General features: G+C 53.1%; 17 protein-coding genes. 8 read left to right on the top strand and 9 right to left on the bottom strand.

What is annotated here, in order from left to right:
- Positions 1-33 precede the first annotated feature (33 nt).
- Genes dapB through ACTJIK_RS09470 form a run of 5 tightly spaced genes read right to left on the bottom strand, consistent with a single transcriptional unit; the run spans position 34 to position 3883 of the window.
- Positions 34-750, bottom strand: coding sequence for a 4-hydroxy-tetrahydrodipicolinate reductase (gene dapB / locus ACTJIK_RS09450; RefSeq protein ID WP_440646117.1), 717 nt, complete (start codon positions 748-750; stop codon positions 34-36).
- 20 nt (positions 751-770) lie between these two features.
- Positions 771-1448, bottom strand: coding sequence for a DUF5683 domain-containing protein (locus ACTJIK_RS09455; RefSeq protein ID WP_440646118.1), 678 nt, complete (start codon positions 1446-1448; stop codon positions 771-773).
- Positions 1438-2352, bottom strand: coding sequence for a ParB/RepB/Spo0J family partition protein (locus ACTJIK_RS09460; RefSeq protein WP_440646119.1), 915 nt, complete (start codon positions 2350-2352; stop codon positions 1438-1440). The genes ACTJIK_RS09455 and ACTJIK_RS09460 overlap by 11 nt, the downstream gene beginning before the upstream one ends.
- On the bottom strand, positions 2336-3157 hold the full coding sequence (locus ACTJIK_RS09465) for a ParA family protein (protein ID WP_440646120.1): 822 nt from the start codon (positions 3155-3157) through the stop codon (positions 2336-2338). The genes ACTJIK_RS09460 and ACTJIK_RS09465 overlap by 17 nt, the downstream gene beginning before the upstream one ends.
- A gap of 45 nt (positions 3158-3202) precedes the next feature.
- Positions 3203-3883, bottom strand: coding sequence for a metal-dependent hydrolase (locus ACTJIK_RS09470; RefSeq protein WP_440646121.1), 681 nt, complete (start codon positions 3881-3883; stop codon positions 3203-3205).
- A 260-nt stretch (positions 3884-4143) separates the two neighbouring features.
- On the opposite strand from ACTJIK_RS09470, the gene ACTJIK_RS09475 reads away from it, so the two are divergent.
- The 7 genes from ACTJIK_RS09475 (at position 4144) to ACTJIK_RS09505 (ending at position 13557) form a co-directional block, all read left to right on the top strand.
- A complete protein-coding gene (locus ACTJIK_RS09475) occupies positions 4144-5406 on the top strand; it encodes a metallophosphoesterase (RefSeq protein ID WP_440646122.1) in 1263 nt (420 codons plus the stop codon).
- Positions 5407-5426: 20 nt separating this feature from the next.
- A complete protein-coding gene (locus ACTJIK_RS09480; RefSeq protein WP_440646123.1) occupies positions 5427-6443 on the top strand; it encodes a hypothetical protein in 1017 nt (338 codons plus the stop codon).
- Positions 6444-6628: 185 nt separating this feature from the next.
- On the top strand, positions 6629-7240 hold the full coding sequence (locus ACTJIK_RS09485) for a porin family protein (protein ID WP_440646124.1): 612 nt from the start codon (positions 6629-6631) through the stop codon (positions 7238-7240).
- Positions 7241-7398: 158 nt separating this feature from the next.
- Complete coding sequence (gene lon, locus ACTJIK_RS09490) at positions 7399-9801, top strand: endopeptidase La (RefSeq protein ID WP_440646125.1); 2403 nt, start codon at positions 7399-7401, stop codon at positions 9799-9801.
- Positions 9802-9954: 153 nt separating this feature from the next.
- Positions 9955-11046 carry a type IX secretion system protein PorQ gene (gene porQ, locus ACTJIK_RS09495; RefSeq protein WP_440646126.1) on the top strand — a complete coding sequence of 364 codons (1092 nt, stop codon included), beginning with the start codon at positions 9955-9957 and terminating at the stop codon, positions 11044-11046.
- Between the two features lie 18 nt (positions 11047-11064).
- Positions 11065-11835, top strand: coding sequence for an ABC transporter ATP-binding protein (locus ACTJIK_RS09500; RefSeq protein ID WP_440646127.1), 771 nt, complete (start codon positions 11065-11067; stop codon positions 11833-11835).
- 12 nt (positions 11836-11847) lie between these two features.
- Positions 11848-13557, top strand: a complete 1710-nt coding sequence (locus tag ACTJIK_RS09505) for a hypothetical protein (protein ID WP_440646128.1) — start codon at positions 11848-11850, stop codon at positions 13555-13557.
- 76 nt (positions 13558-13633) lie between these two features.
- Here the strand turns inward: ACTJIK_RS09505 and ACTJIK_RS09510 are convergent, their stop codons facing one another.
- The 4 genes from ACTJIK_RS09510 to ahcY form a co-directional block, all read right to left on the bottom strand.
- On the bottom strand, positions 13634-14365 hold the full coding sequence (locus ACTJIK_RS09510) for a pyridoxine 5'-phosphate synthase (protein WP_440646129.1): 732 nt from the start codon (positions 14363-14365) through the stop codon (positions 13634-13636).
- Between the two features lie 15 nt (positions 14366-14380).
- Positions 14381-15106: a DUF3307 domain-containing protein gene (locus ACTJIK_RS09515; protein WP_440646130.1), complete on the bottom strand. Its 726-nt coding sequence runs from the start codon at positions 15104-15106 to the stop codon at positions 14381-14383.
- 46 nt (positions 15107-15152) lie between these two features.
- Entirely contained in the window at positions 15153-15782 is a 630-nt protein-coding gene (locus tag ACTJIK_RS09520; protein WP_440646131.1) for a hypothetical protein, read from the bottom strand.
- A gap of 156 nt (positions 15783-15938) precedes the next feature.
- Positions 15939-17237 carry an adenosylhomocysteinase gene (gene ahcY / locus ACTJIK_RS09525; protein WP_440646132.1) on the bottom strand — a complete coding sequence of 433 codons (1299 nt, stop codon included), beginning with the start codon at positions 17235-17237 and terminating at the stop codon, positions 15939-15941.
- A gap of 410 nt (positions 17238-17647) precedes the next feature.
- Between ahcY and ACTJIK_RS09530 the strand changes: the two genes are divergently transcribed.
- The coding region (locus tag ACTJIK_RS09530; protein WP_440646133.1) for a Calx-beta domain-containing protein at positions 17648-22131 on the top strand (4484 nt) is incomplete at its 3' end.

Here is a 22131-nt window from a genome sequence, read left to right on the forward strand (position 1 = left end):
TTGAGGCGGGCCCGGCAACCGCTATACGAACCTTTACAGGCTCAGCACGTCTTTCATGGTGAAAATGCCCTTCTTGCCCTTCAGCCACTCGGCAGCCGTAACGGCGCCGGCAGCAAAGCCTTCGCGGGAATGGGCGGTGTGAATGATGGTAATATCGTCGATCGGGGAGTGGTAGTTGATGATGTGCGTGCCCGGCGCGGGATCCACCCTGCGGGATTCGATGTACAGCTCTTCGGGGTTGCTGGAATGTTCGTTCACCCAGGCTTTTTTGCCTGGAAGCAGCTCCACGATCTGCTCCGCCAGGGTAATGGCGGTGCCGCTGGGCGCGTCCTTCTTCTGGGTGTGGTGGATCTCTTCCATGTGCACGTTGTACTGGGGCTGGGTAGCCATCAGCTCGGCCAGGCGGCGGTTCAGCTCAAAAAAGATGTTCACGCCGATGCTGAAATTGCTGGCGTACAGGAATGCCTGGTGTTTTTCAAGGCATTCGGCCTTCACCTGCGGCAGTTTATCCAGCCAGCCGGTGGTGCCGCACACTACGGGCACATTGGCGTCGAAGCATTTGAGGATATTGTGGTAGGCGGTTTCGGGGGTGGTGAACTCAATGGCCACGTCTGCCTGGGAAAGCTGTTCTTTTTCCAGCAGCTGCGGGCTGTTGATGTCTATGCGGTGAACGATCTCGTGTCCGCGGCTCTGGGCGATGGCTTCAATGGCTTTGCCCATTTTACCGTATCCGATCAATGCTATTTTCATATCTGTGTAAATAAGGTGATTTATCTGAGTGCAAGGCCTTTCAGCTTGTTCCTGCGGGGGCTGAGGGAAATATTGATCCCGACGCCGAGGGTGCGGTTGTTGATCAGGCGGGGCCCTATGCGCATGCTAAGGTCCTCGCTGATATCAAACTGCCGCAGGTGCGCAAACACGGTGGCGTCCACGATGTTGAGCGCATAAGCGGCCACGAACACGAGCACGGAATAGTCCACGTACTGGCGGTATGCGTCGCGGAGGTAGCGCAGGTCGCTGTCTGTATAAAGGCCTTCGTATTTATCGTTGAAATCCGGGTTGTCCTGGTTGGCTATCCGTATACGGTAAGCGTCCCTGAACTCCTTGTATTTGTCCATGTTCCAGATGAATACCCCAGTGCTGACGCCAAGGGCGGCGTATACGAGGGGTACTTTCCAATACTGGCGGTTGTAGATCTGGCCCAGCCCGGGCAGTACGGCTGAATAAAAAGCGGCTTTGCGGGGGCTGTGCAGGGCTTTGTAATTGGCCAGCAGGGTATCGGTAACGGAAACCGGGCTCAGGGTGTCCTTTCCCGAGGCACGGAGGCTTGCGGCCGAATCCTTCAGCTGCCGGGTGATGAGCGTATCCCTTTGTGCCTGGCTGTTGATCGCGGGTAGGAGGAACAGGCACAAGAGGGTCAATACCAGGTACCCTGTTCTATTTTTCACCGTATAATGATAATTTTTCCAGGATTGCGTCCAGCTCTTCGTCTGAGTAAAATTCAATGTTGATGCTGCCTTTACCGGTCTTGCTCCGGTCCAGGTGTACCTTGGTGGAGAAGTGAGTGGCCAGGTTGTCCTGGATCTTCTGGTAAGCGGGCGGCAGGCTGCTTTTGACGGGTTTTTTATTCCCTTTGTCTATATGGTTCACTTTCCGTACCAGTTCTTCCGTCTGGCGTACGGAAAGCCCGTTCTTCATGATCTCGCCGAAAATGTAGAGTTGTTTTTCCACGTTCTCCACGCCAATGAGGGTACGGGCATGGCCCATGCTCAGCTTGTTGTTGCGCACGGCCACCTGGATGTCCGGCGGGAGTTTGAGGAGGCGGATGTAGTTGGTAACGGTGCTGCGTTCTTTGCCCATGCGCTCGGCTACCTGCTCCTGGGTGAGGCTCACCTCTTCCATGAGGCGTTTGTAGCTGAGGCCGATCTCGATCGCGTTGAGATTTTCGCGCTGGAGGTTCTCCAGCAGGGCCAGTTCCAGCAGCTCCTGGTCGTTGGCCTGGCGAACGTATGCGGGGATGTCCTTCAGTCCGGCCATCTTACTGGCGCGGAAGCGGCGTTCGCCCGCGATGAGCTGGTATTTTTTGCCGATGCGGGAAACCGTGATCGGCTGGATGATATCGTGCAGTTTGATGGACTGGCTCAGCTCCTGTAAAGCCTGCTCGTCAAAATCCCGGCGCGGCTGCTTGGGATTGATCTCAATCTGGTCCAGCGGGATCCGCTCAATGCCGGTAGCCTGGGCCACCACCTGTTCGCCCAAAGCGTTGGTGGTTTGCTTCAGGTCTGTGTCTATGTTCTGTAGCAGCGAGCGGATGCCTTTCCCCAACGCCTCTTTCTTACTCGGATTGGTCATCGTTTATTGCAAGGATTTTATCTTCTGATTTGATCTTGGTAAAGTTATGCTTTTGCAGTATTTCCTTTGCCAGGTTCAGGTAATTGATCGCGCCGGTGCTCATGGCATCGTACATGATCACGGATTTGCCGAAGCTCGGCGCCTCGCCCAGCTTGGTGTTGCGGTGAATGATGGTATTGAACACGCTTTCCTCGAAATGCTGTTTCACCTCGTCCACCACCTGGTTGCTGAGGCGCAGGCGCCCGTCGTACATCGTCATCAGGATGCCTTCAATTTCCAGGTCCGTATTCAGCCTGCTCTGCACGATCTTGATGGTGTTGAGCAGCTTGCCCAGACCTTCAAGGGCGAAGAATTCGCATTGCACGGGGATGATCACGGAATGGGAAGCCACGAGGGCGTTCACGGTGATCAGGCCCAGGGAGGGAGAGCAGTCCACGATAATGAAATCGTACTCGTCCTTGATAGGATCGATCACCTGCTTCATCACCCGTTCCCGGTTGGGGTGGTTGATGAGCTCCAGTTCCGCGCCTACCAGGTCTATATGGGAGGGAAGCACTTTCAGGTTGGGCGTGTCGGACTCCAGTACCACGTCGCGCGCCTGCACGTCGTTTACCATACAGTCGTACAGGCTCTGCTGGATATTACGCAGGTCGAAGCCCAGCCCCGTGGTGCTGTTGGCCTGCGGATCCGCGTCTACAAGCAGTGTTTTGTACTCCAATACGGCCAGGCTGCTGGCGAGGTTGATAGCGCTGGTGGTTTTACCCACGCCTCCTTTCTGATTGGCGATTGCGATGATTCTTGCCATTGTTCTTTCTTAAAATTCTAAGGTTGAATAGGATAATAGGAATAATTAAACGTCAATAGTTTCTCCGATCGCCGGCAGCAGCAGGGTAAGCCCCGCCGCCTCAAACTGGCGTACCGCATCCGCTTTGTCTATCGTGATATAACCAAAGGTGTCGTAATGTACGCCGATGATCTTGCTGCATTCTATGAACTCCGCCGCTATTACCGCATCCTCCACGCCCATCGTAAAGTTGTCGCCAATAGGCAGGATGGCATAGTTTAATTTCGCCCAGCGGGGGATCAGCTCCATATCGAACGTGAGCGCGGTATCGCCGCTGTAATGGAAATTACCTTCGTCCGTGATGAAAATGAAGCCCATCGGGTTGCCGCCGTAGCTGCCGTCGGGCAGGCCGCTGCTGTGATGCGCCACGGTGCATTTCACCGTCCCGAAATCGAAGGCCCATTTGCCGCCGGTGTTCAGCGGGTGAACTTTCTCATGCCCCTGCTTCTTTACCCATTCCGTAACCTCAAAAGCCGCCACTACGGTGGCGCCGGTACGTTTTGCCAGGTCCATCAGGTCCGCCACATGATCCGCATGCCCGTGCGATACAAAAATGTAATCCGCTTCAATACGACTTACATCTATTGAACGGGCCAGCTCGTTGTGCGTGATAAAGGGGTCGAATACGATCTTTTTGCCCTTGATTTCCACCGCAAAGCTGGAATGGCCGTAATAGGTGAATTTCATATTGTAATAATATATTATAATAACCTAATCGGACAAAAATACAACCAATCTCCTAAATACCGGCCAAGCCCCTGATTTATTTATTCACACCACCACAGTGGGGAAAAGTAGCCTTTTTTGCCCCGTTTTGCAATTTTTCAGTCACATGATCGTCTCCCTAACATAAAGGAGCCCCTAACCGGCCCCTTTGTGGTAAATTTGCCGTTCGATTTTTCAAAACCTTTGACTGATAGCTATTTATGAGAGCCGGACCTAATTTAATGTCTTCCATTATTTTGGTGCTGATCATGGCCGGTATGGACACCTACGTGTTCATGGCCCTCCGCACCCTCCTCGTGAACCTTTCCCCCAGGTGGAAGACGCTGATATTCAGTTTATACTGGCTGACCTCCGCCATCGTAATATCTTCTATCGTCTTCTATTCCAGCATTCCCTGGGAAAAGTTCATGGAAGCCCGCTCTTATTACCTCACCTTCGCCTTCGGGCTGTTTTTCGCCAAAGCGCTGATCGTGCTCTTCCTCCTGGCAGACGATGGCCGCCGGGCCATCGTGTGGGTCTATGAAAAGTTCCGCTCCGCCCCGGAAGTGGCCGCGGCGGTAGACGGCAACCGCGAAACGGAAGGCATCAGCCGGTCCCAGTTCCTCATGAAAACCGGCTTCCTCATCGGCGGTACCATGCTGGGCACCCTGCTGTACGGGCTCAGTAACAAGTACAATTACCACGTCCGCAAGATCCGCCTCACTTTCAATAATTTACCCACCGCTTTTAAAGGGCTCAAGATCGTGCAGATATCGGACGTTCACTCCGGCAGCTTTACCGATAAGGCAGCCGTGCAGAAAGGCATAGACCTGATAAAGTCCCAGAAGCCGGACCTGATCCTGTTCACCGGCGACCTCGTGAACGACAAGGCCGATGAAATGAACGATTACCTCGCCGTTTTCAACCAGCTGCAGGCGCCGATGGGCGTTTATTCCACGCTGGGGAACCACGACTATGGGGATTATTACCCATGGCCTGATTACGATGCGGACCGCCGGAGCAGGATGAAAGTGGCCAACCTGGAACGCCTCAAGGCCATGCATGGCGAGATGGGCTGGAAGCTGCTGATGAACGAGCACACCGTGCTGGAAAAGGACGGCGACAAAATAGCCCTGCTGGGCGTGGAGAACTGGAGCGCCAACCCGCGGTTCCCCCGCAAGGGCGACCTGGCCGCCGCATACGCCGGCAGCGAAAGCATTCCCTTCAAAATACTCCTTTCGCACGACCCCACCCATTGGGACGGGCAGGTGCGCTCCAATTACCAGGACATCGACCTCATGCTGGCCGGCCATACCCATGGCATGCAGTTCGGCGTGGAAATACCTTTCTTCAAATGGAGCCCGGCGCAATACATTTATAAACAATGGGCCGGCCTGTACCAGGACGGAAAACAGCGGCTGTATGTGAACCGTGGTTTCGGCTTCCTCGGTTACCCGGGCAGGGTGGGCATCTTGCCGGAGATCACCGTGATTGAACTGGTCTGATTTTAGCTATATTGCAGGTGATGAAAAGCCATTTCCTCGTTATGCTGGCTATACTGCTCTCCGTCCTGAAAGTGGCGGGACAAAGCGCCGCGGACCTGCAAACGCTGGCCGACCTGGAAAGGCAGCTGGACTCGCTGCTCAACCGTAAACCGAAGAACGAATGGGTGATCGGGCTGGGGTTCGGGAATAACCCCGCCTACGGTGGAAAGACCACCGATGCTTTCAGGCCGGTGAACATGAAATCCTTTTTATCGCCCAATGTTTCCTACAATCATAAGAGCGGGCTCTACGCATCCACATACGCCTATTACCTGCTGGGCGCCACACAAAGGCCCTGGTTCGAGCTGGACCTTTCTGCCGGTTACGACTACACGAAGAGTTGTGATTTTTTAGCGGGCGCATCCTACACCAGGTATTTTTACCGCGACTCCACCGACGTGCCGCCCACGCCCATCACCAACGAATTATTCGCCTATTTCTTCTGGCGCAAATGGTGGCTGGAACCCGGTATCAGCCTCGATTTCGGCTGGGGAAAATATAAGGAATCCGATGGCGTGAACAACCTCAGCATAAAAGGCAACGATTTTAATGTCATTCTCGATGTGCGGCACCCTTTCCTTTTCCTGGACGTGCTTAAAAAAGACGACGCCATATTAGTCATGCCGGTAGCCTCGCTTACCACCGGCACCGCAAAATATTTCAGTAACCTCAAAGGTTTCCGCTACGCAAACCGCTCCAGCATTGTAGAAAAGCAGGAGAAAAAAGAAATGGGGAATGGAAATGGAAGAGGGAGAGGAAGGGGAAGAGGGCGGCCCGGCCCGAACCCGGCCCCGGGTACAGGTGTGGAAGAACACTTTGAGACCGTGCTGAGCGACGGCAGCGCGTTCAAGCCACGCGCAGTGGATTTCGGCCTGAGAGCTTCATACATCATCGGCAGAGTGGCGATATCGCCTTCCTATACTGTGTTCAAGCTGCTCCAGGGCGAAGACACTTCCATCACCGGCTACTTCACCGCCAGCGTGAGCGTTACCCTTTAGTTTCCAAGTAAAACATTTTTGAAAGCCCCCGAACTAATCTCCGCATATCCGCGTTATTCCCGGGAAAAGGTATTTAGCATGACTTTTGTATTAACTGTAGGGGTCTGTGTTTTTTCCTGCGTCTTATGAATGGCAATGTACTCATTATCAAGATAAATAGAGCTTAACACTAAACAAATCAATGTATGAAAAAACTGTTTTTCGCCTTAGCAGTCATCACATGTGTAACCGTATCCACTGCCAACGCACAGCAAAAATTATTACGCTTCGGTATCAAAGGTGGCGCCAACCTTGGTAAATTAGACGGGACCGGTTATGATGATGCATTTAAACTGGGCTACCACTTAGGCGCATTCGCCCAGATCAACCTGATGAAAGGTTTCGGCATACAACCTGAATTGATCTTTTCTTCTACCAAAACAGAAGTGACCTCCGATTTTGATGATGTTTATGACATCGACCAGCTGAAAGAGGACAAACCAAAACTCAACTACCTCAGCATTCCCGTTCTGGCGAATATAGACCTGGGCTCTCCCCGTTTCAAATTACAGGTAGGCCCGCAGTTCGGCATTATGACCAGCAAAAAGACCAGCGTATTCGAAGAAGGGAAATCCGCTTTCAAATCCGGTGAATTTTCCGCGGTAGGCGGCCTGTGGCTGCAATTGCCCATCGTGAACATCAGCGCCCGTTACGTGATCGGTATTTCCGACGTGAACGACGTTACTTTCGAAAACACCACTTCCCCCGAAAAATGGAGGAATCAGTCTATTCAATTGGGCGTAGGTATTACATTATAAAAAGTATACCTACAACTGAACGAGACCGCACCCGCAAGGGGCGGTCTTTTTTGTTATCTTCATCATGGCACCAAAGTTGACTATATAGGTATACTCTTTAAATGGGGGCATTTTGAGGAGGTAGACTGACAATATGTCCCGGTACTTAAAACTGACAGATGAACACATTTTTTTTAGGCAATACAGAAGAGGAAATGGAGTTTATGCCCATTATTCCTTTGAACGAAGACGGCGAAGGGCAGGAGGATGACAAGATCCCGGAGGAACTGGCATTGCTGCCCCTGCGCAATACCGTGCTGTTCCCGGGCGTGGTGCTGCCCATTACGGTGGGGAGAGACAAGAGCATTAAGGCGGTGAACGATGCGTACAAGACTGACAAAATGATTGGGGTGGTGGCGCAAAAAGACAGTAATATCGAAGAACCTGGTATTACCGATCTTTCCGATGTGGGCACCGTGGCCAAGATCGTGAAGCTGATCAAAATGCCGGATGGCGGCACTACCATCATCATCCAGGGGCGCAAGCGCTTCAGGATAAAGAGCATTCTCACCGAAGACCCGTACTTCAAAGCCAGCTACGACCTGATGCCCGACGAGATGGAGGAGAACGATTCCGAGTTCGACGCGTATGTGTCTTCCATCAAAGACCTTGCGGCGCAGATCATACAGCTGTCGCCGAATATCCCTTCAGAAGCCAGCATCATTCTCAAGAACATCGAGAACGCGCCTTTCCTGATCCATTTCGTGAGCAGCAACCTGAACAGCGATGTAAAAGACAAGCAGCAGCTGCTGGAGATCAACAACCTGCGCGTGCGCGCCGAGCTGCTGATGAAGCTGCTGCAGGTGGAATTGCAGCTGGCCGAGCTGAAGAACAAGATCAACAACAAGACCAAGGCAGACCTGGACAAGCAGCAGCGGGAATACTTCCTGCAGCAGCAGATGAAAAGCATCAAGGAAGAGCTGGGCGGCGATTCCAACGACCGCGAGGTGAAGGAAATGCAGCGCAAGGCCGAGCTGAAACAGTGGCCTGATGCGGCGAAAGAGCTTTTCACCAAAGGCATCGAAAAGCTGGAACGTATGCATCCCAGCACGCCGGATTACTCCGTGGTGTATAACCACCTGGACCTGATGCTGGACCTTCCCTGGAACGAATACACCAAAGACAGCTATGACCTGAAAAAGGCCAAGAAGGTGCTGGATAACGACCACTACGGCATGGACCGGATCAAGGAGCGCATCCTCGAATACCTCGCCGTGCTGAAGTTGAAAGGCGACATGAAATCGCCCATCCTTTGCTTCGTAGGCCCTCCGGGTATCGGTAAAACTTCGCTGGGGCGCTCTATAGCTAACGCGATCGGCCGCAAATACGCCAGGCTGAGCCTGGGCGGGCTGCACGACGAAAGCGAGATCCGCGGTCACCGTAAAACCTATATCGGCGCCATGGCCGGCCGCATCCTGCAGACCATCCGCAAGGTGAAATCCGGCAACCCCGTGATGATCCTGGACGAGATAGACAAGATCGGCAACGACTTCCGCGGAGACCCTGCCAGCGCCCTGCTGGAAGTGCTGGACCCTGAACAGAACAGCACCTTCTACGACAACTACCTGGAGATGGAATACGACCTCAGCAAAGTGCTGTTCATTGCCACGGCGAACAACATCAACGCCATTCCCATCGCGCTGCGCGACAGGCTGGAGATCATAGACCTGAGCGGTTATTCCATCGAAGAAAAAGTAGAGATCGCCAAAAGGCACCTGCTGCCCAAACAGAAAGCCGCGCACGGGCTGGATGCATACAAATTCACTTTCGCCAACAAGGTGATCGAAAAAGTGATTGCAGATTACACGCGTGAAAGCGGGGTGCGGGAACTGGACAGGCAATTTGCCGCCATCATGCGCTCCCTGGCCAAAGACGTGGCGATGGGCACCAAGCTCAAAGACACCATTTCCGAAGAAAGGGTGATCAAAGCGCTGGGCAAACAGAAATACAGTAACGAAATATACAAGACCGGCAACCCGAGCGGCGTGGCCGTGGGCCTCGCCTGGACGTACGTAGGCGGCGACATCCTCTTCATCGAATCCAGCCTCAGCGAAGGCAAAGGCGATCTGAAGCTCACCGGCAACCTGGGGAATGTGATGAAAGAATCAGCCGTGACCGCGCTCAGCTATTTACAGGCAAATGCTGCCGCGTACAAGATCGATCCGAAAATGTTCCGCGATAAGACCATTCACGTGCATGTGCCGGAAGGCGCTGTGCCGAAAGACGGTCCCAGCGCGGGCGTTACCATGCTCACCGCGCTTACTTCGGCCTACACCGGCCGCCGCGTGAAACCTTACCTGGCCATGACCGGGGAGATCACCCTGCGCGGGCAGGTGCTGCCTGTAGGCGGCATCAAGGAAAAGATACTGGCCGCCAAACGCGCCGGTATCAAGGAAGTGTTACTGTGCTGGCAGAATGAAAAAGACATACAGGACATCAATCCCGAATATATCAAGGGGCTGAAGTTCCATTATGTGAAGGAAATGAACCAAGTGCTCGAAACTGCGTTATTAAAGAGATAGGAAGCACGGCTTGTCCATTCCCGGATGGCCATGCAACCAAAGTTCACTTTAGAACAAAGTGAGCGCATGTTGATTGTTTAAGGGTTTGAATAAAGCCGCCTTGATGGGCGGCTTTATTCTTTTGTTGTAACTTACCGTCCGCAACAATTACCATTGAAATACCGCTTACTATTCATATTGCTGTTATTATCCGCCTATGCCAGAGCCCAGGTGCTGGGAGGGAGGAAAACCTTCGCTTTCCTGGACCTGCCGCCTTCCCCGCAGATCACCGCGCTGGGCGGCATGACCGTCAGCCAGCAGGGGAAAGACCTGAGCCTCGCGCTGATGAACCCCGCGCTGCTGCGCCCCGCCATGCATACGCAGTTGCAGGCAGGGTATTCCGGTTACGTGGGCGGCGTGAAATATTCCAATTTCGCTTTTGCCTGGCATGCGCCGTCCATTGCCACCACTTTCGCCACCAGCATCCAGTACACCGGTTACGGGGAAATGACGCATACAGATGCAGCCGGGAATGTGCTGGGCAGTTTCAGGCCGGTGGACTTCTACTGGCAGCTGAGCGCATCGCGCAGGTACCTGGAAAAATGGTATTATGGCATCAGCATCAGATACATCCGCTCGCGCTACCTGGATTTCAGGGCCACGGGCATCGGTACAGACGTAGGCATTGCCTTCAGGGATACGGCCAGCGGCTGGCAGGCAGGGCTGCTGGCAAAGAACATGGGAACGCAGTTCACAAAATATACCGCGGGAGCGCGCGAGGGCCTGCCCTTCGACCTGCAGGCGGGCGTGAGCAAACGGCTGAAACATGTGCCGCTGCAGCTGTCCGCCACCCTTCACCATATTTACCAGTTCGACGTTCGCTACGCCGATCCTGCTGACGAAGAGAACATTATCATCGAGAACGGAGACACCATCCGCAGGAACGGCGGGACTATGGACAATATCTTCCGGCATTTTGTGCTGGCCGCGCAGTTCGAGATCGGGAAGTATGTGGAGGTGACGGCCGGTTACAACCACCTGCGCAGGCGGGAGCTTGCATTGCCCAACCAGGGCGGGCTGAGCGGTTTTTCGTTCGGCCTTGGCGTGGTTGTACAGAAAATACAGCTGCGATACGCCCGCAGCTGGTACCAGCGTTCCATCGCATTTAATCACATCGGCCTCAGCATTCCGCTCAATCAATGGACCGGATTCGGTAAATTCGGGGATCGCATCGGCTGGAAGCCGGATGAAGCCTATACTTTATAACAACGGAAAACATCAGATATGCAGCCAATTATTTCTATCAGGAATCTCAGGAAACATTACGGTGATAAAGAAGTGCTGAAAGGCATCAACCTCGACATATTCCCCGGCCAGATCATCGGGTACATCGGGCCCAACGGCGCGGGCAAATCCACCACGGTGAAGGTGCTCATCGGCCTGCTGGGCGATTTTGAAGGAGAAGTGAGCATCCTTGGAAAGGACCTCCGCGAGGATACGATGACCATCAAAAGCCTCATCGGCTACGTGCCCGAGAACGCCGAGATCTACGAAGTGCTCACGCCGATGGAATACCTTTCTTTCGTGGGTAAGCTTTACGGACTGGACGACGAGATGATCGAAGAAAGGGCTGCGCGCATGCTCCAGGCCTTTGGTTTGCTCGAAAACAAAGACCAGCGGATGGACACGTTCTCCAAAGGCATGCGCCAGAAGGTGCTTATTACCTCCGGCCTGCTGCACAACCCGCAGATCGTGATCCTGGACGAGCCGCTTTCCGGCCTGGACGCCAACGCGGTGATCATCGTAAAAGAGATCATGACCCTGCTGAAAAAAGAGAACAAGACGATCTTTTACTGCTCGCATATGATGGACGTGGTGGAAAAAGTGTCTGACCGGATCGTGCTGATAGACGAAGGAAGTATTGTGGCGGACGGCACCTTCAGCTCCCTCAAATCGTCGGACGACGAAACGCTGGAGCGGATCTTTGCGCGGCTTACCGGCAAGCAGCAGCTCAGTACCAATGCCGATGCTTTTATCAACGCCCTTGGCCAATAAACAGACACAACGATGAACAAATTTTTCCTCGCTATCATTTCCCTTTTCAACCCGCTCTGGAAAAAAATGGGTGTAAACGTTGTGCAGCTGCGCGCCATACTGGACGTGAAGCTGAAGATGGACGACCGCCGCCCCAATGCCTACACCAGCATGCGCCAGCAGCAGCAGAACAAGCCCCGAAAGAACGGCTCCTGGGCCATCGTGCTGGTGTCGCTGCTGATGGGCTTTTTCTATCTTTTTATTTTTATGCTCGGGGGCAACCTGCTGCTGCAGTTCTTCCTGTGGTTCAGCATTTTTATGGTGATGATGAGCATCACGCTGATCTCCGATTTTACCAGCGTGCTGATAGATGTAAAAGATAATTACGTGATATTGCCCCGGCCGGTGAACGATAAGACCGTGGTGGTGAGCAGACTGCTGCATATCATGATCCATATTTCGAAGATCGTGGGCCCATTGGCTGCGCCGGCTTTCGTGTACGTGGCGATCCGTTACGGCATCGGCCCGGGTTGCTGGTTTGGCGTGATGGTATTACTGCTGAGCGTTTTCTGCATCTTCCTGATCAACGCTGTGTACCTGGTGGCGCTGAAACTGACCACCCCCCAGCGTTTCAAGGAGATACTCAACTATCTGCAGATCGTTTTTTCCATTATAGTGTTCGCAACGTATTACCTCGCGCCCCGGCTGATCAAAAATACAGACCTTGCCCAGTTGAACCTGGCGGATTACCCCTGGGTGAATTTCGCGCCTACGTACTGGTTTGCCCGCGCGCACCTGGGCGTTTCGGAGCTCAACTTCGGCGGGCTGAACCTGCTGTACATCGCATTGGCCATTTTGGTGCCTTTCCTGAGCCTCTGGCTGGTGGTGAGGGTATTTGCTCCCAGTTTCAACCGGAAGCTGGCTATGCTCAGCGGAAGCGAGCCGGAAGCAGTAAAAAAGGAAGTGAAGGTAAGTTCCGGCAAAAAGCCATTGTATAAAACACTGGCCCGCCTTTCCAGCAAAAACCGGCTGGAACGGCTTTCTTTCGAGCTGGTGTGGATGATCACCGGTCGCAGCCGTGATTTCAAATTAAAAGTATATCCTTCCCTCGCCTATGTGATCGTGTATTTCGCATATTTCCTTTTCAGCGGAAAGCAGGGATCGCCCGCACAGGCATGGGCCAGCCTCCCGGAAACGAATATGTTCATTTTGCTGATCTATATCAGCAGCTTCGTGTTCATCACCGCCATCAGCAACATCATGTACTCGGATAAATTCAAGGCCGCATGGGTGTATTATGCCGCGCCGGTGAAAACGCCCGGGGAGCTGCTGATGGGCGCTTTCAAAGCCACGCTGGTCAAGTTTTTCCTGCCGTTCTATATTTTCATCGCCTTGTTTTCGCTGGGTGTTTGGGGCATAAAGATACTGCCGGACCTGCTGCTGGGTTTTGTGAACGTGGTGCTGATCAATCTGCTGTTCGCGTCGATCTACCTGCGCAAGCTGCCTTTTTCTTCCGAGCTGAATATAAAACAGGGGGCGGGCACTTTCCTGAAGAGCCTGCTGATACTGGCCATTCCCGGCGTGATCGGGTTTGCGCATTACGGCCTTCGGTTCGTGGGTAAGGATATCAGCTGGGCTTATATGGTGATGGTGATCGTTTTTGGATTGATTTCTTCGGCTATACTGTACCTGCTGTATATGCGGTACAAGGAAACGGGATGGGAGAAGCTGGAAGCATCCTGAAAAATATCTGATCAAAAGAGAAGGGCCGCCCGGCATTACAGCAGGGTGGCCCTTTTATTTTTTAAGTTGAAAAAGCTTAATCCTGCAGCTGCCTTTTATACAGCTGGATGGTATTTTCCAGCCCGAAATAAATGGCGTCGCATACGAGGGCGTGGCCGATGGATACTTCTTTCAGTTGGGGGATGTGAAGCTTGAAGAACCGGAGGTTGTCCAGGTTCAGATCGTGCCCGGCGTTCAGTTCCAGGCCGATGGCGCTGGCTTCTTTGGCAGTGTTCTTATAGTCGTTGAACAGGCGGAAGTTCTGCGGCTGGGTGCGCGATTTCGTATATTCTTCGGCGTAAGGACCGGTGTAAAGCTCGATGCGGTCTGCCCCGGCCGATTTTGCGCCTGCTACCTTGTCCACCTCAGGATTGAGGAAAATGGATACGCGGATGCCGGCAGCCTTCAGGGTGGAGATGATGTCTTTCAGGAAAGACTGGTAATGCACGGTGTCCCAGCCGTTGTTGGACGTGAGCACGCCCGGAGGGTCCGGCACCAGGGTGGCCTGGTGGGGTTTTACGTCCAGTACCAGGTCCATAAAATCTTTGGAAGGATATCCCTCGATGTTGAATTCGGTGGTCACGATGGGTTTCAGGTCCCGCACATCCTGGTAACGGATATGCCGTTCGTCCGGCCGGGGGTGTACCGTAATACCGTCCGCCCCGAAGCGTTCGCAGTCTTTCGCTACCTGTATGATGTCCGGCAGGTTGCCGCCGCGTGCATTCCTCAGCGTGGCAAACTTGTTGATATTTACACTCAGCTTGGTCATGCCGCAAAATTACAATTATTGCAGCAGGAACATCACAACGGAGCCGATAAAAATAGAGGTTGAAAAGCTCATGAGCGTGCCGATGAGCACGTATTCCGTCTCGCGCCGGTTATCGCTGTCTTTCAGGTCGTTGAAGCGGAGGATGGATTTGGCCGCGATCAGGAAACCGATGCCTTCGAAATGGTTGGTAACGATAAAAGTGAGCACCAGCGCCCTTTCGAATATCCCGATCCATTTGCCGGCTTCGCTGAGGGAGCCTTTACCATTGCTGAGGCGGGCGTCCGCCACCTGGTCGCGCCAGCGTTTGGTGGCGAAGCCCAGCAAAAAGGCGGCGGGCCATATTACGGCGGCGTAGCCGAGCGCCACGGCCCAGAAGGTTGTATTCCGCCAGAGGTCGCGCAGCCAGGGAGTTACATCGTTCCAGCCATGGGTTACCTGCAGCCAGAGTATGAGCAATACAAGCAGGTGCAGTCCCTGGTCTATGAGGAAATTCTTCCCGTTGTCTTTCCGGTGCAGCTTCCAGAGATCAATGAAGAAGTGGGTAACGGCAACGGCTACAGGTGCCAGCCATTGCGTCCATGCGGCCGTAAAAAGATAAATGAGCAGGCCATGGATCAGGCAATGCAGGTAAAGATACCCGGAGCCGGCTTTACGGCGGCGTTTATGCTGAACGATGCGGCTGGTTTGCAATGCGAAATCTCCCAGGAGGTGGGCGCAGAGCCATTTGATGAGCAATAACATAAGATATGGTTTAAACGGGCATAGCGCCTGTTGTTATCGTAGGTGTTTATACCATTGATGCCACCTGTTGTTCAAACCGCCGGAGTATGAGGCTGATGGTCTGCCACCCGGCGCCTTGCAGCCGTTGCTGAACGGCGGGCTGGCGGATGTTCAGCTTTTCAGCGGTTTGCGCCTGCGTGAGGCCGTTCAGCTGTTCCAGTACTGCTTCCGCCTGGAGGGCGCTCCACCGTTCGATGAGGAAAGAAAGCGTCTGGCAGTGGATCTCCCATTCCTGGTTGAGGCCGGGCGAAGGAGTGACCACGGAAATGAGCCCGTTCTTTTTTTTCAGTTCATCCAGGTACGGACCGGAATTGCGGAATGCCTCCCCGTCTGAAATAACTATTTTTTTCGCATTAAAGGAAATTTCCCCCGTACCGATGGCCAGCCTTGCTTTAAAATCTTCCTTCCACAACATGGCCAGCAGCACGAGACTGCTATGCAGGGCTGTTTCCGGATGTTGGGTAATAACCGCCTGGAAGCTGTCTCCCCGGTATTGTTCCGCCCTGAAGCTCTTCTCTTTTTTCCTTACGGCCGCAAACGCGTTGTCCAGCACCTTTTGAAGGTCTGCACGCGCCTGGGGGGCGAGCTGGGAGGACTGGATAACATCCCCGGTTATGACGGCTGCATTCGTTTTCATAATGTGCGTGCCACAAATATAAGGCTATAGCCTTATAATACCTAATTATAAGCCTGTAGACTTATAATGACCCAATATAAGGCTATAGCCTTATAAAATAAAAAAAGCAGCGCCCGCTATGGGCGCTGCTTTTTTTGATATGATTCACCGTCAGGACTAGTAACGGTAGTATTCCGGTTTGAAGGGACCTTCCACGGGAATGCCGAGGTAGGAAGACTGTGCGGAAGTAAGCGTATCCAGTTCCACGCCGATCTTCTTCAGGTGCAGGCGGGCAACTTTCTCGTCCAGGTGCTTGGGCAGCACATATACCTTGTTCTCGTAGCTGGCGGAGTTGGTCCACAGTTCGAGCTGGGCAAGGGTCTGGTTGGTGAAAGAGTTGCTCATCACAAATGAAGGGTGGCCGGTAGCGCAGCCCAGGTTCACGAGGCGGCCTTCAGCCAGCAGGATGATATCTTTCCCGTCGATGGTGTATTTGTCCACCTGGGGTTTGATCTCCACCTTGGTATGGCCGTAGTTGGTATTCAGCCAGGCCACGTCGATCTCGATATCAAAGTGACCGATGTTGCACACGATCGCTTTGTCTTTCATGGTTTTGAAGTGTTCGCCGGTGATGATGTCGCGGCAACCGGTGGTGGTCACGATGATGTCGGCTTCTTTTACCGCATCGGCCATTTTCTTCACTTCGTAACCTTCCATTGCAGCCTGGAGGGCGCAGATAGGGTCGATCTCGGTAACGATCACACGGGCGCCCGCACCTGCGAGAGATTCTGCAGAGCCTTTGCCCACGTCGCCAAAGCCAGCTACTACAGCTACCTTACCGGCGATCATTACGTCGGTTGCGCGGCGGATAGCGTCCACACAGGATTCGCGGCAGCCGTACTTGTTATCGAATTTGGATTTGGTAACGGAGTCGTTGATATTGATGGCAGGCATCGGTAAAGTGCCGTTCTTCATTCTTTCGTACAGGCGGTGAACACCGGTAGTGGTTTCTTCGCTCAGGCCTTTGATGTGCTGGATCAGTTCGGGATAAACGTCAAACACCATGTTGGTGAGGTCACCACCGTCGTCCAGGATCATGTTCAACGGGCGGTCTGTGCTGCCAAAGAAAAGCGTCTGTTCGATACACCAGTTGAAGTCTTCTTCGTTCAGGCCTTTCCAGGCGTAAACCGGGATACCGGCAGCAGCGATGGCCGCAGCGGCATGGTCCTGTGTGGAGAAGATGTTGCAGGAGCTCCATTGTACTTCAGCACCGAGGGCAACCAGGGTTTCTATCAGTACGGCAGTCTGGATGGTCATATGCAGGCAGCCGGCTATGCGGGCGCCTTTCAGGGGCTGGGATTTACCGTATTCTTCGCGCAGCGCCATAAGGCCCGGCATTTCGGCTTCCGCCAGCTCAATTTCCTTGCGACCCCATTCAGCCAAAGACATATCTTTTACTTTGTACTTGAGGCTCAAATCAATTTTGGATTTAGCTATTGTTGACATTCCGAATAAATTTTTGCAAATCTACCTTTATTTTAACTTTCCACATAATGCTAATTAAGGACCCTATCCCTGTCATCCTGAACGCCTCCCGGCCTAACCTCCTAAATTATATATGGAGAAATAAATACAATTATTTTTTGATTTAATATTATAAATAATATACATTTGCTAATTGGTGAGGTGTATTACCAGATTAATACATATTATTTTTTGGAGTCATTGGTATTGTAATAGCGCCCCTGGTGGGCTTTTGAGAGGAGAAAAGGCATTCCACGCCCGTGCATTTATCGCAAAGCCAGGACCGTCCTCACCGGAAAATCCGGAGTATAACGTCACTATCCCGATATCTAGTGTGTATGTAAAGAAATTTTAATGTTACTATGTTAGTCCTATCCTATCCTAAGAAAAACAGCGCCCTGTTTGCCGGCATAAGAAATTTCCGCCTTTCCGCCGTGGGTATGTTGCTGATTCTCATCCTTTTGAGCGGTATGGCCAGCGCCCAGGCGCCTTCCGTAGTGATCAACCCCACAGGGGGCGAAACGGGGGGAGACCTCAAGATCACCATCACGGACTCCAGCGTAATGGTGCGCCGCAACGGTGTGGACCAGTTCAGCCTGGACCCGGCCAAGCCCCGGTACGACAGGGGAGGGCTCCGCACTTCCGTCGTGTTTGAACGGAAGATGGGCATCCTGGAACCCAAGGTAGCTACTTACCTGAGGGCCTGTAATATATCCGATGTGATGGGAGACGGCAGCGCCGGTAATCCATGGCGGGTAGTGACGCAAACTACTTTCAAAAGCGGTGGCAACGCCGACTATAATCTTTCCACCGAATATGTTTATACGGCCGGGAAATCTTATTACCTCATCAATTATTATTTAAGCACCAACGAAGGACTGCCCAACGCTTCCGGGGGCGGCCCGTATTGGGTGCATTTTTATCTTTCCGAAGCGGCCTGGATGAATGGAGAAACCTGCGGGACGGGCTTTAAGGGCCTGGATGTGGACGCTCAGCTCAATGATTACCTCGAAGCAGGCAGCATTACCGGTTTTACGCCACGGATGGTAGGCGTTACAAAAAGCGGCGCCGATTGCCCCTCCGGGCTTAGCGGCACACATGTGTTTAAAACAACGGAGCAGGGTTTTGCGTCCTATTACGCAGGGCCCGTGGCAGACAGGGATCTGAAGGCCGGGAACGGGTTCCCGTTTTCCAACACCATTAAAACAGTGCCGGACAACAGCGGCATCGCCGTGCATACGGTGTTGGAAATGTTTAACTCGGACATGGCGGGTGAAATTTCCCATGATACGAGGCAGATTGCCGTGGGCTTCGATGTCACGGAAATGGCTGCCCTTTATATGATGGATCCCAACCTGGAAGTAACCTGGGCCAATATGATGATGGAAACAGCGGATCTAAGCCTCAACCCGGCCCCTACAGCGGATGTGGCGGAGGGCGACGCGGTGCATCCCATCAGCGGCCTTTTCCTGAACGTGGCCAACGCTTCCTTCAACCTGCCGCAGGTATTGGAAATACAGGTAACGCCGTCCGGCACGCATCCTGCGGTGCCGAACGTGGATTACAGGGTGTTGTATAACAAACTCGTCATACTTCCCGGGACGTATGTGAATGAACAGCTGCCCCTGCCGATTGAAATTATCGGCAACACCACGCAATCGGCTTTCGATAAATCATTTACCGTTTCGCTGGTAGCGCCCACCTGCGCGCCACACCTGCAGCTGGCTGCGTCCAATACCTCCACGCAATACACGATCATAGACGATGATGAGAATAAAATATTTATAGAACCGGAAAAGACCACCATCAAGGAAGGAGAGAAAACCAAAGTAAAAGTAAGGATGACGGGCGTGCCCTTAATGACCCCGCTCACTGTGAACCTGAACAGGCTGGGTGCTTCCACTGCTGAAACGACCGATTATTCCGGTATGCCTGCGCAGGTGACCATTCCCGCCAACCTGCTGGAAACAGAATTTGAGCTTACCGCTGTGGGCGACCTGGTGCTGGAAACGAACGAGCAGCTTGATATAGAAGCCAGCACTAACATCGGCGGCGATCCGAAAGTACATACCACGGCTATCACGATCACTGATACCACCAGCCTGAACCCGGACAACCGGATCATTACTTTCGCTGTACCGCAGGGCGCGGAAGGCACTACCGTCACCATGACTGCCAGCCTTCCCGCAGGCGTGACCACGGAAGATCCGCTGCTGATCACCATCAACGAGGTCAATCCCGCCAATACCGCGGAACAGGGCGACCTCAATACGGTATTCCCCGTTTCGCTTACCATCCCGGCCAATGGTCATGACATAACATATAACATAGACCTCCTGGACGATGGCGCGCTGGAAGACCAGGAGTTCTGGTATTTTGACGCAGCTGCTTCCGACACTTATGGCGCGTTTAGCGTAATACCGTCCAACCTCGATATTCTTGACAACCCGGCCGGAAGGATATTTACCATTGCATTCGCCGCTGCCAGCATCGATGAGGGTACAGGCGCCAAATCGATAGACGGTACCATTTCCCTGCCGCCGGGCGTTTTCTTTAATTCTCCCTTCACGCTGAATCTTGTGCTGGACGCAAGTTCTACCGCGGATCAGAATGATTTTAATACCACTTTGCCGCTGTCCGTTACATTCACAGCCGGCGCTAATTCCATGCCTTTCACTGTTATGCTGAAGGGAGACGGCGTTATATTGGAGAGCAACGAAACACTGGTACTGACGGGCAATGTAAGTGGGTTCACCTTTGTGAATGGAAGCATCCTCATCAATGATTTTACTTCCAAGACGGCATCCAATAAACAAATTGTGCTGGAACCGGCTACGCTGCCCAGCATTACAGAAGGGCAAAAAACGCAGATGCGGGCAAGGCTGAGAACTCTAGCCCTTCGCAGCCAGGAACCCGTAGTCGTGAACCTGGCCGCGGGTGGTGGTTCGGCTGTTATCGCCGGTGATTATATCCTGCCGGCATCGGTTACTATTCCTGTAGGGCAGAACGGCGTGACCTTTGATGTGGAAGCGGTGACAGACGCTATTACTGAAATCCCCGAGGTGCTGGATGTAGTTGCTTCGTCCACGATTCTTGGAACCACCTCCAGCGCCACCCAGTCAGTCACTATTACTGACGCGGCCAGCACGAAAATAATATTTACAGTTGGCGACCTGGTGATGCTGGAAGGCCAGCCGGCGAGAACCGTAACCGCTGCGCTGGAATCAGGCAATGCCACGGCAGATATTAATATTACGTTGCAGACGGGGAGCGGCTCCACCGCAGGGGATGATGATTATGTAGTGCTGCCGTCTTCCGTGACCATTGTAAACGGTACGCCTTCCATCACCTTCACGATTGCCGCAACGGACGACGATTTGCTGGAAAGAACAGAAACCCTCATCCTGGAAGGCGTTGCCAGCGGCTACACGGTAGAGGGCCTGACGTTCACCATCAACGACCTGACCAGCACCATCCCGGCTAACAAACTGATCACGGTGGCTCCGGATGCAACCAGCGTGAACGAGGGAAGCAGTGTGAGAGTATGGGTGCGGCTCCCGGCAGGAATTAAAACTTCAGAAGAAATTACAATTACGCTCGGCCAGGGCAGCGGCAGCGACGCCGGTATCCAGGCTTCGGACTATGAATATGCTTTGCCGGTGAAAATACCGGCGGGCGCGGGCGAGATAGACTTTATGCTCCAGGCTGAAACGGATAATGTGCTGGAGCCCACAGAGAAGCTGGAAATATCCGCCAGCGCCACTGTATTCGACGATCCAGCGGCGGCTGCTGGAACGGTGAACATCATCGATCAGTCGAAAACCCCTGCCAATACCGCGTTGCTGGTTACCGGCCCGGCGAGTGTGACCGAAGGAGCTAATGTGAAGTGGAGGGTTTCACTGCCATCGGGTGTTACCACTGATATACCCATTAATATTTCATTATCACCAGCAACCGGCAACACTACTTTCGACGCAGACTTTAACGGCGGTCATCCTTTAACAGCGGTGATCACTCCCGGGGCGACTTTTGTGGATGTAACCTTTGATGCGAAGGCTGACGCGATTGTGGAAGGGCCGGAGCATGTGCAGATGCTGTTGCAGGCAACGGATTTTACTTTTTCACAGGAAATTTCGCTGGATGTAGTGGATACCAACCCGGCGGGTTTGCTGATACAACTTACCGCGAACCCAGTGACAGTAACAGAGGGCGTTTCTACGGAGATCACTGCGGCCTTGCAGGGCTTTACCTCCGTGTCGGATATTGACGTGGTATTGAGCAGCGGCGGCACCTCCACAGCTGGTACCGATGATCATGGAGCCCTGGGCACGATCCATATTGCTGCGGGTCAGTCTTCCGCGAAAGTGAGTATCCTGGCGGCAGCGGACGATATTCTTGAGGTGAATGAGTTGTTGGAACTGCGCGGCAGTGCTGCCGGTTACACGGTACAGGGAACGGATATTACTATTACCGATGCTACCGGCACAAATGCGAATAAAACAATTATCCTTACACCGGCTATTGGCACTGTAGCAGAAGGTGGTTTAATAAAAATAAAAGCGAGCCTGCCTTCAGGCATCACCAGCAGCCAGGCGATCACTATCACCCTGAGCAAAGCCGCGGGCTCTTCTGCTACGCTTGATGTAACGGATGTAACCTTCCCGGCAACTGTGACTATTCCGGTAGGTGCAGAAGAAATTGAATTCGATGTGACAGCGGGAACTGATAACCTGATAGAACCGTCTGAACTGCTGAAATTGGCATCCAGCGCTACTGTATTTGGTTATACTTCTACAGATGTAGCGGATATCACGATCACGGATGTGTCGAACAAAACGATCACTGT

The sequence above is a fragment of the Chitinophaga sp. 22620 genome (assembly GCF_052044405.1).
Classification (GTDB): Bacteria; Bacteroidota; Bacteroidia; order Chitinophagales; family Chitinophagaceae; genus Chitinophaga.

Bases quoted from the DNA above. Each gene is read 5' to 3' on its own strand.
- dapB (WP_440646117.1), bottom strand. From the start codon at position 750: ATGAAAATAGCATTGATCGGATACGGTAAAATGGGCAAAGCCATTGAA.
- ACTJIK_RS09460 (WP_440646119.1), bottom strand. From the start codon at position 2,352: ATGACCAATCCGAGTAAGAAAGAGGCGTTGGGGAAAGGCATCCGCTCG.
- ACTJIK_RS09465 (WP_440646120.1), bottom strand. From the start codon at position 3,157: ATGGCAAGAATCATCGCAATCGCCAATCAGAAAGGAGGCGTGGGTAAA.
- ACTJIK_RS09470 (WP_440646121.1), bottom strand. From the start codon at position 3,883: ATGAAATTCACCTATTACGGCCATTCCAGCTTTGCGGTGGAAATCAAG.
- ACTJIK_RS09475 (WP_440646122.1), top strand. From the start codon at position 4,144: ATGTCTTCCATTATTTTGGTGCTGATCATGGCCGGTATGGACACCTAC.
- ACTJIK_RS09480 (WP_440646123.1), top strand. From the start codon at position 5,427: ATGAAAAGCCATTTCCTCGTTATGCTGGCTATACTGCTCTCCGTCCTG.
- ACTJIK_RS09485 (WP_440646124.1), top strand. From the start codon at position 6,629: ATGAAAAAACTGTTTTTCGCCTTAGCAGTCATCACATGTGTAACCGTA.
- lon (WP_440646125.1), top strand. From the start codon at position 7,399: ATGAACACATTTTTTTTAGGCAATACAGAAGAGGAAATGGAGTTTATG.
- ACTJIK_RS09500 (WP_440646127.1), top strand. From the start codon at position 11,065: ATGCAGCCAATTATTTCTATCAGGAATCTCAGGAAACATTACGGTGAT.
- ACTJIK_RS09505 (WP_440646128.1), top strand. From the start codon at position 11,848: ATGAACAAATTTTTCCTCGCTATCATTTCCCTTTTCAACCCGCTCTGG.
- ACTJIK_RS09510 (WP_440646129.1), bottom strand. From the start codon at position 14,365: ATGACCAAGCTGAGTGTAAATATCAACAAGTTTGCCACGCTGAGGAAT.
- ACTJIK_RS09515 (WP_440646130.1), bottom strand. From the start codon at position 15,106: ATGTTATTGCTCATCAAATGGCTCTGCGCCCACCTCCTGGGAGATTTC.
- ACTJIK_RS09520 (WP_440646131.1), bottom strand. From the start codon at position 15,782: ATGAAAACGAATGCAGCCGTCATAACCGGGGATGTTATCCAGTCCTCC.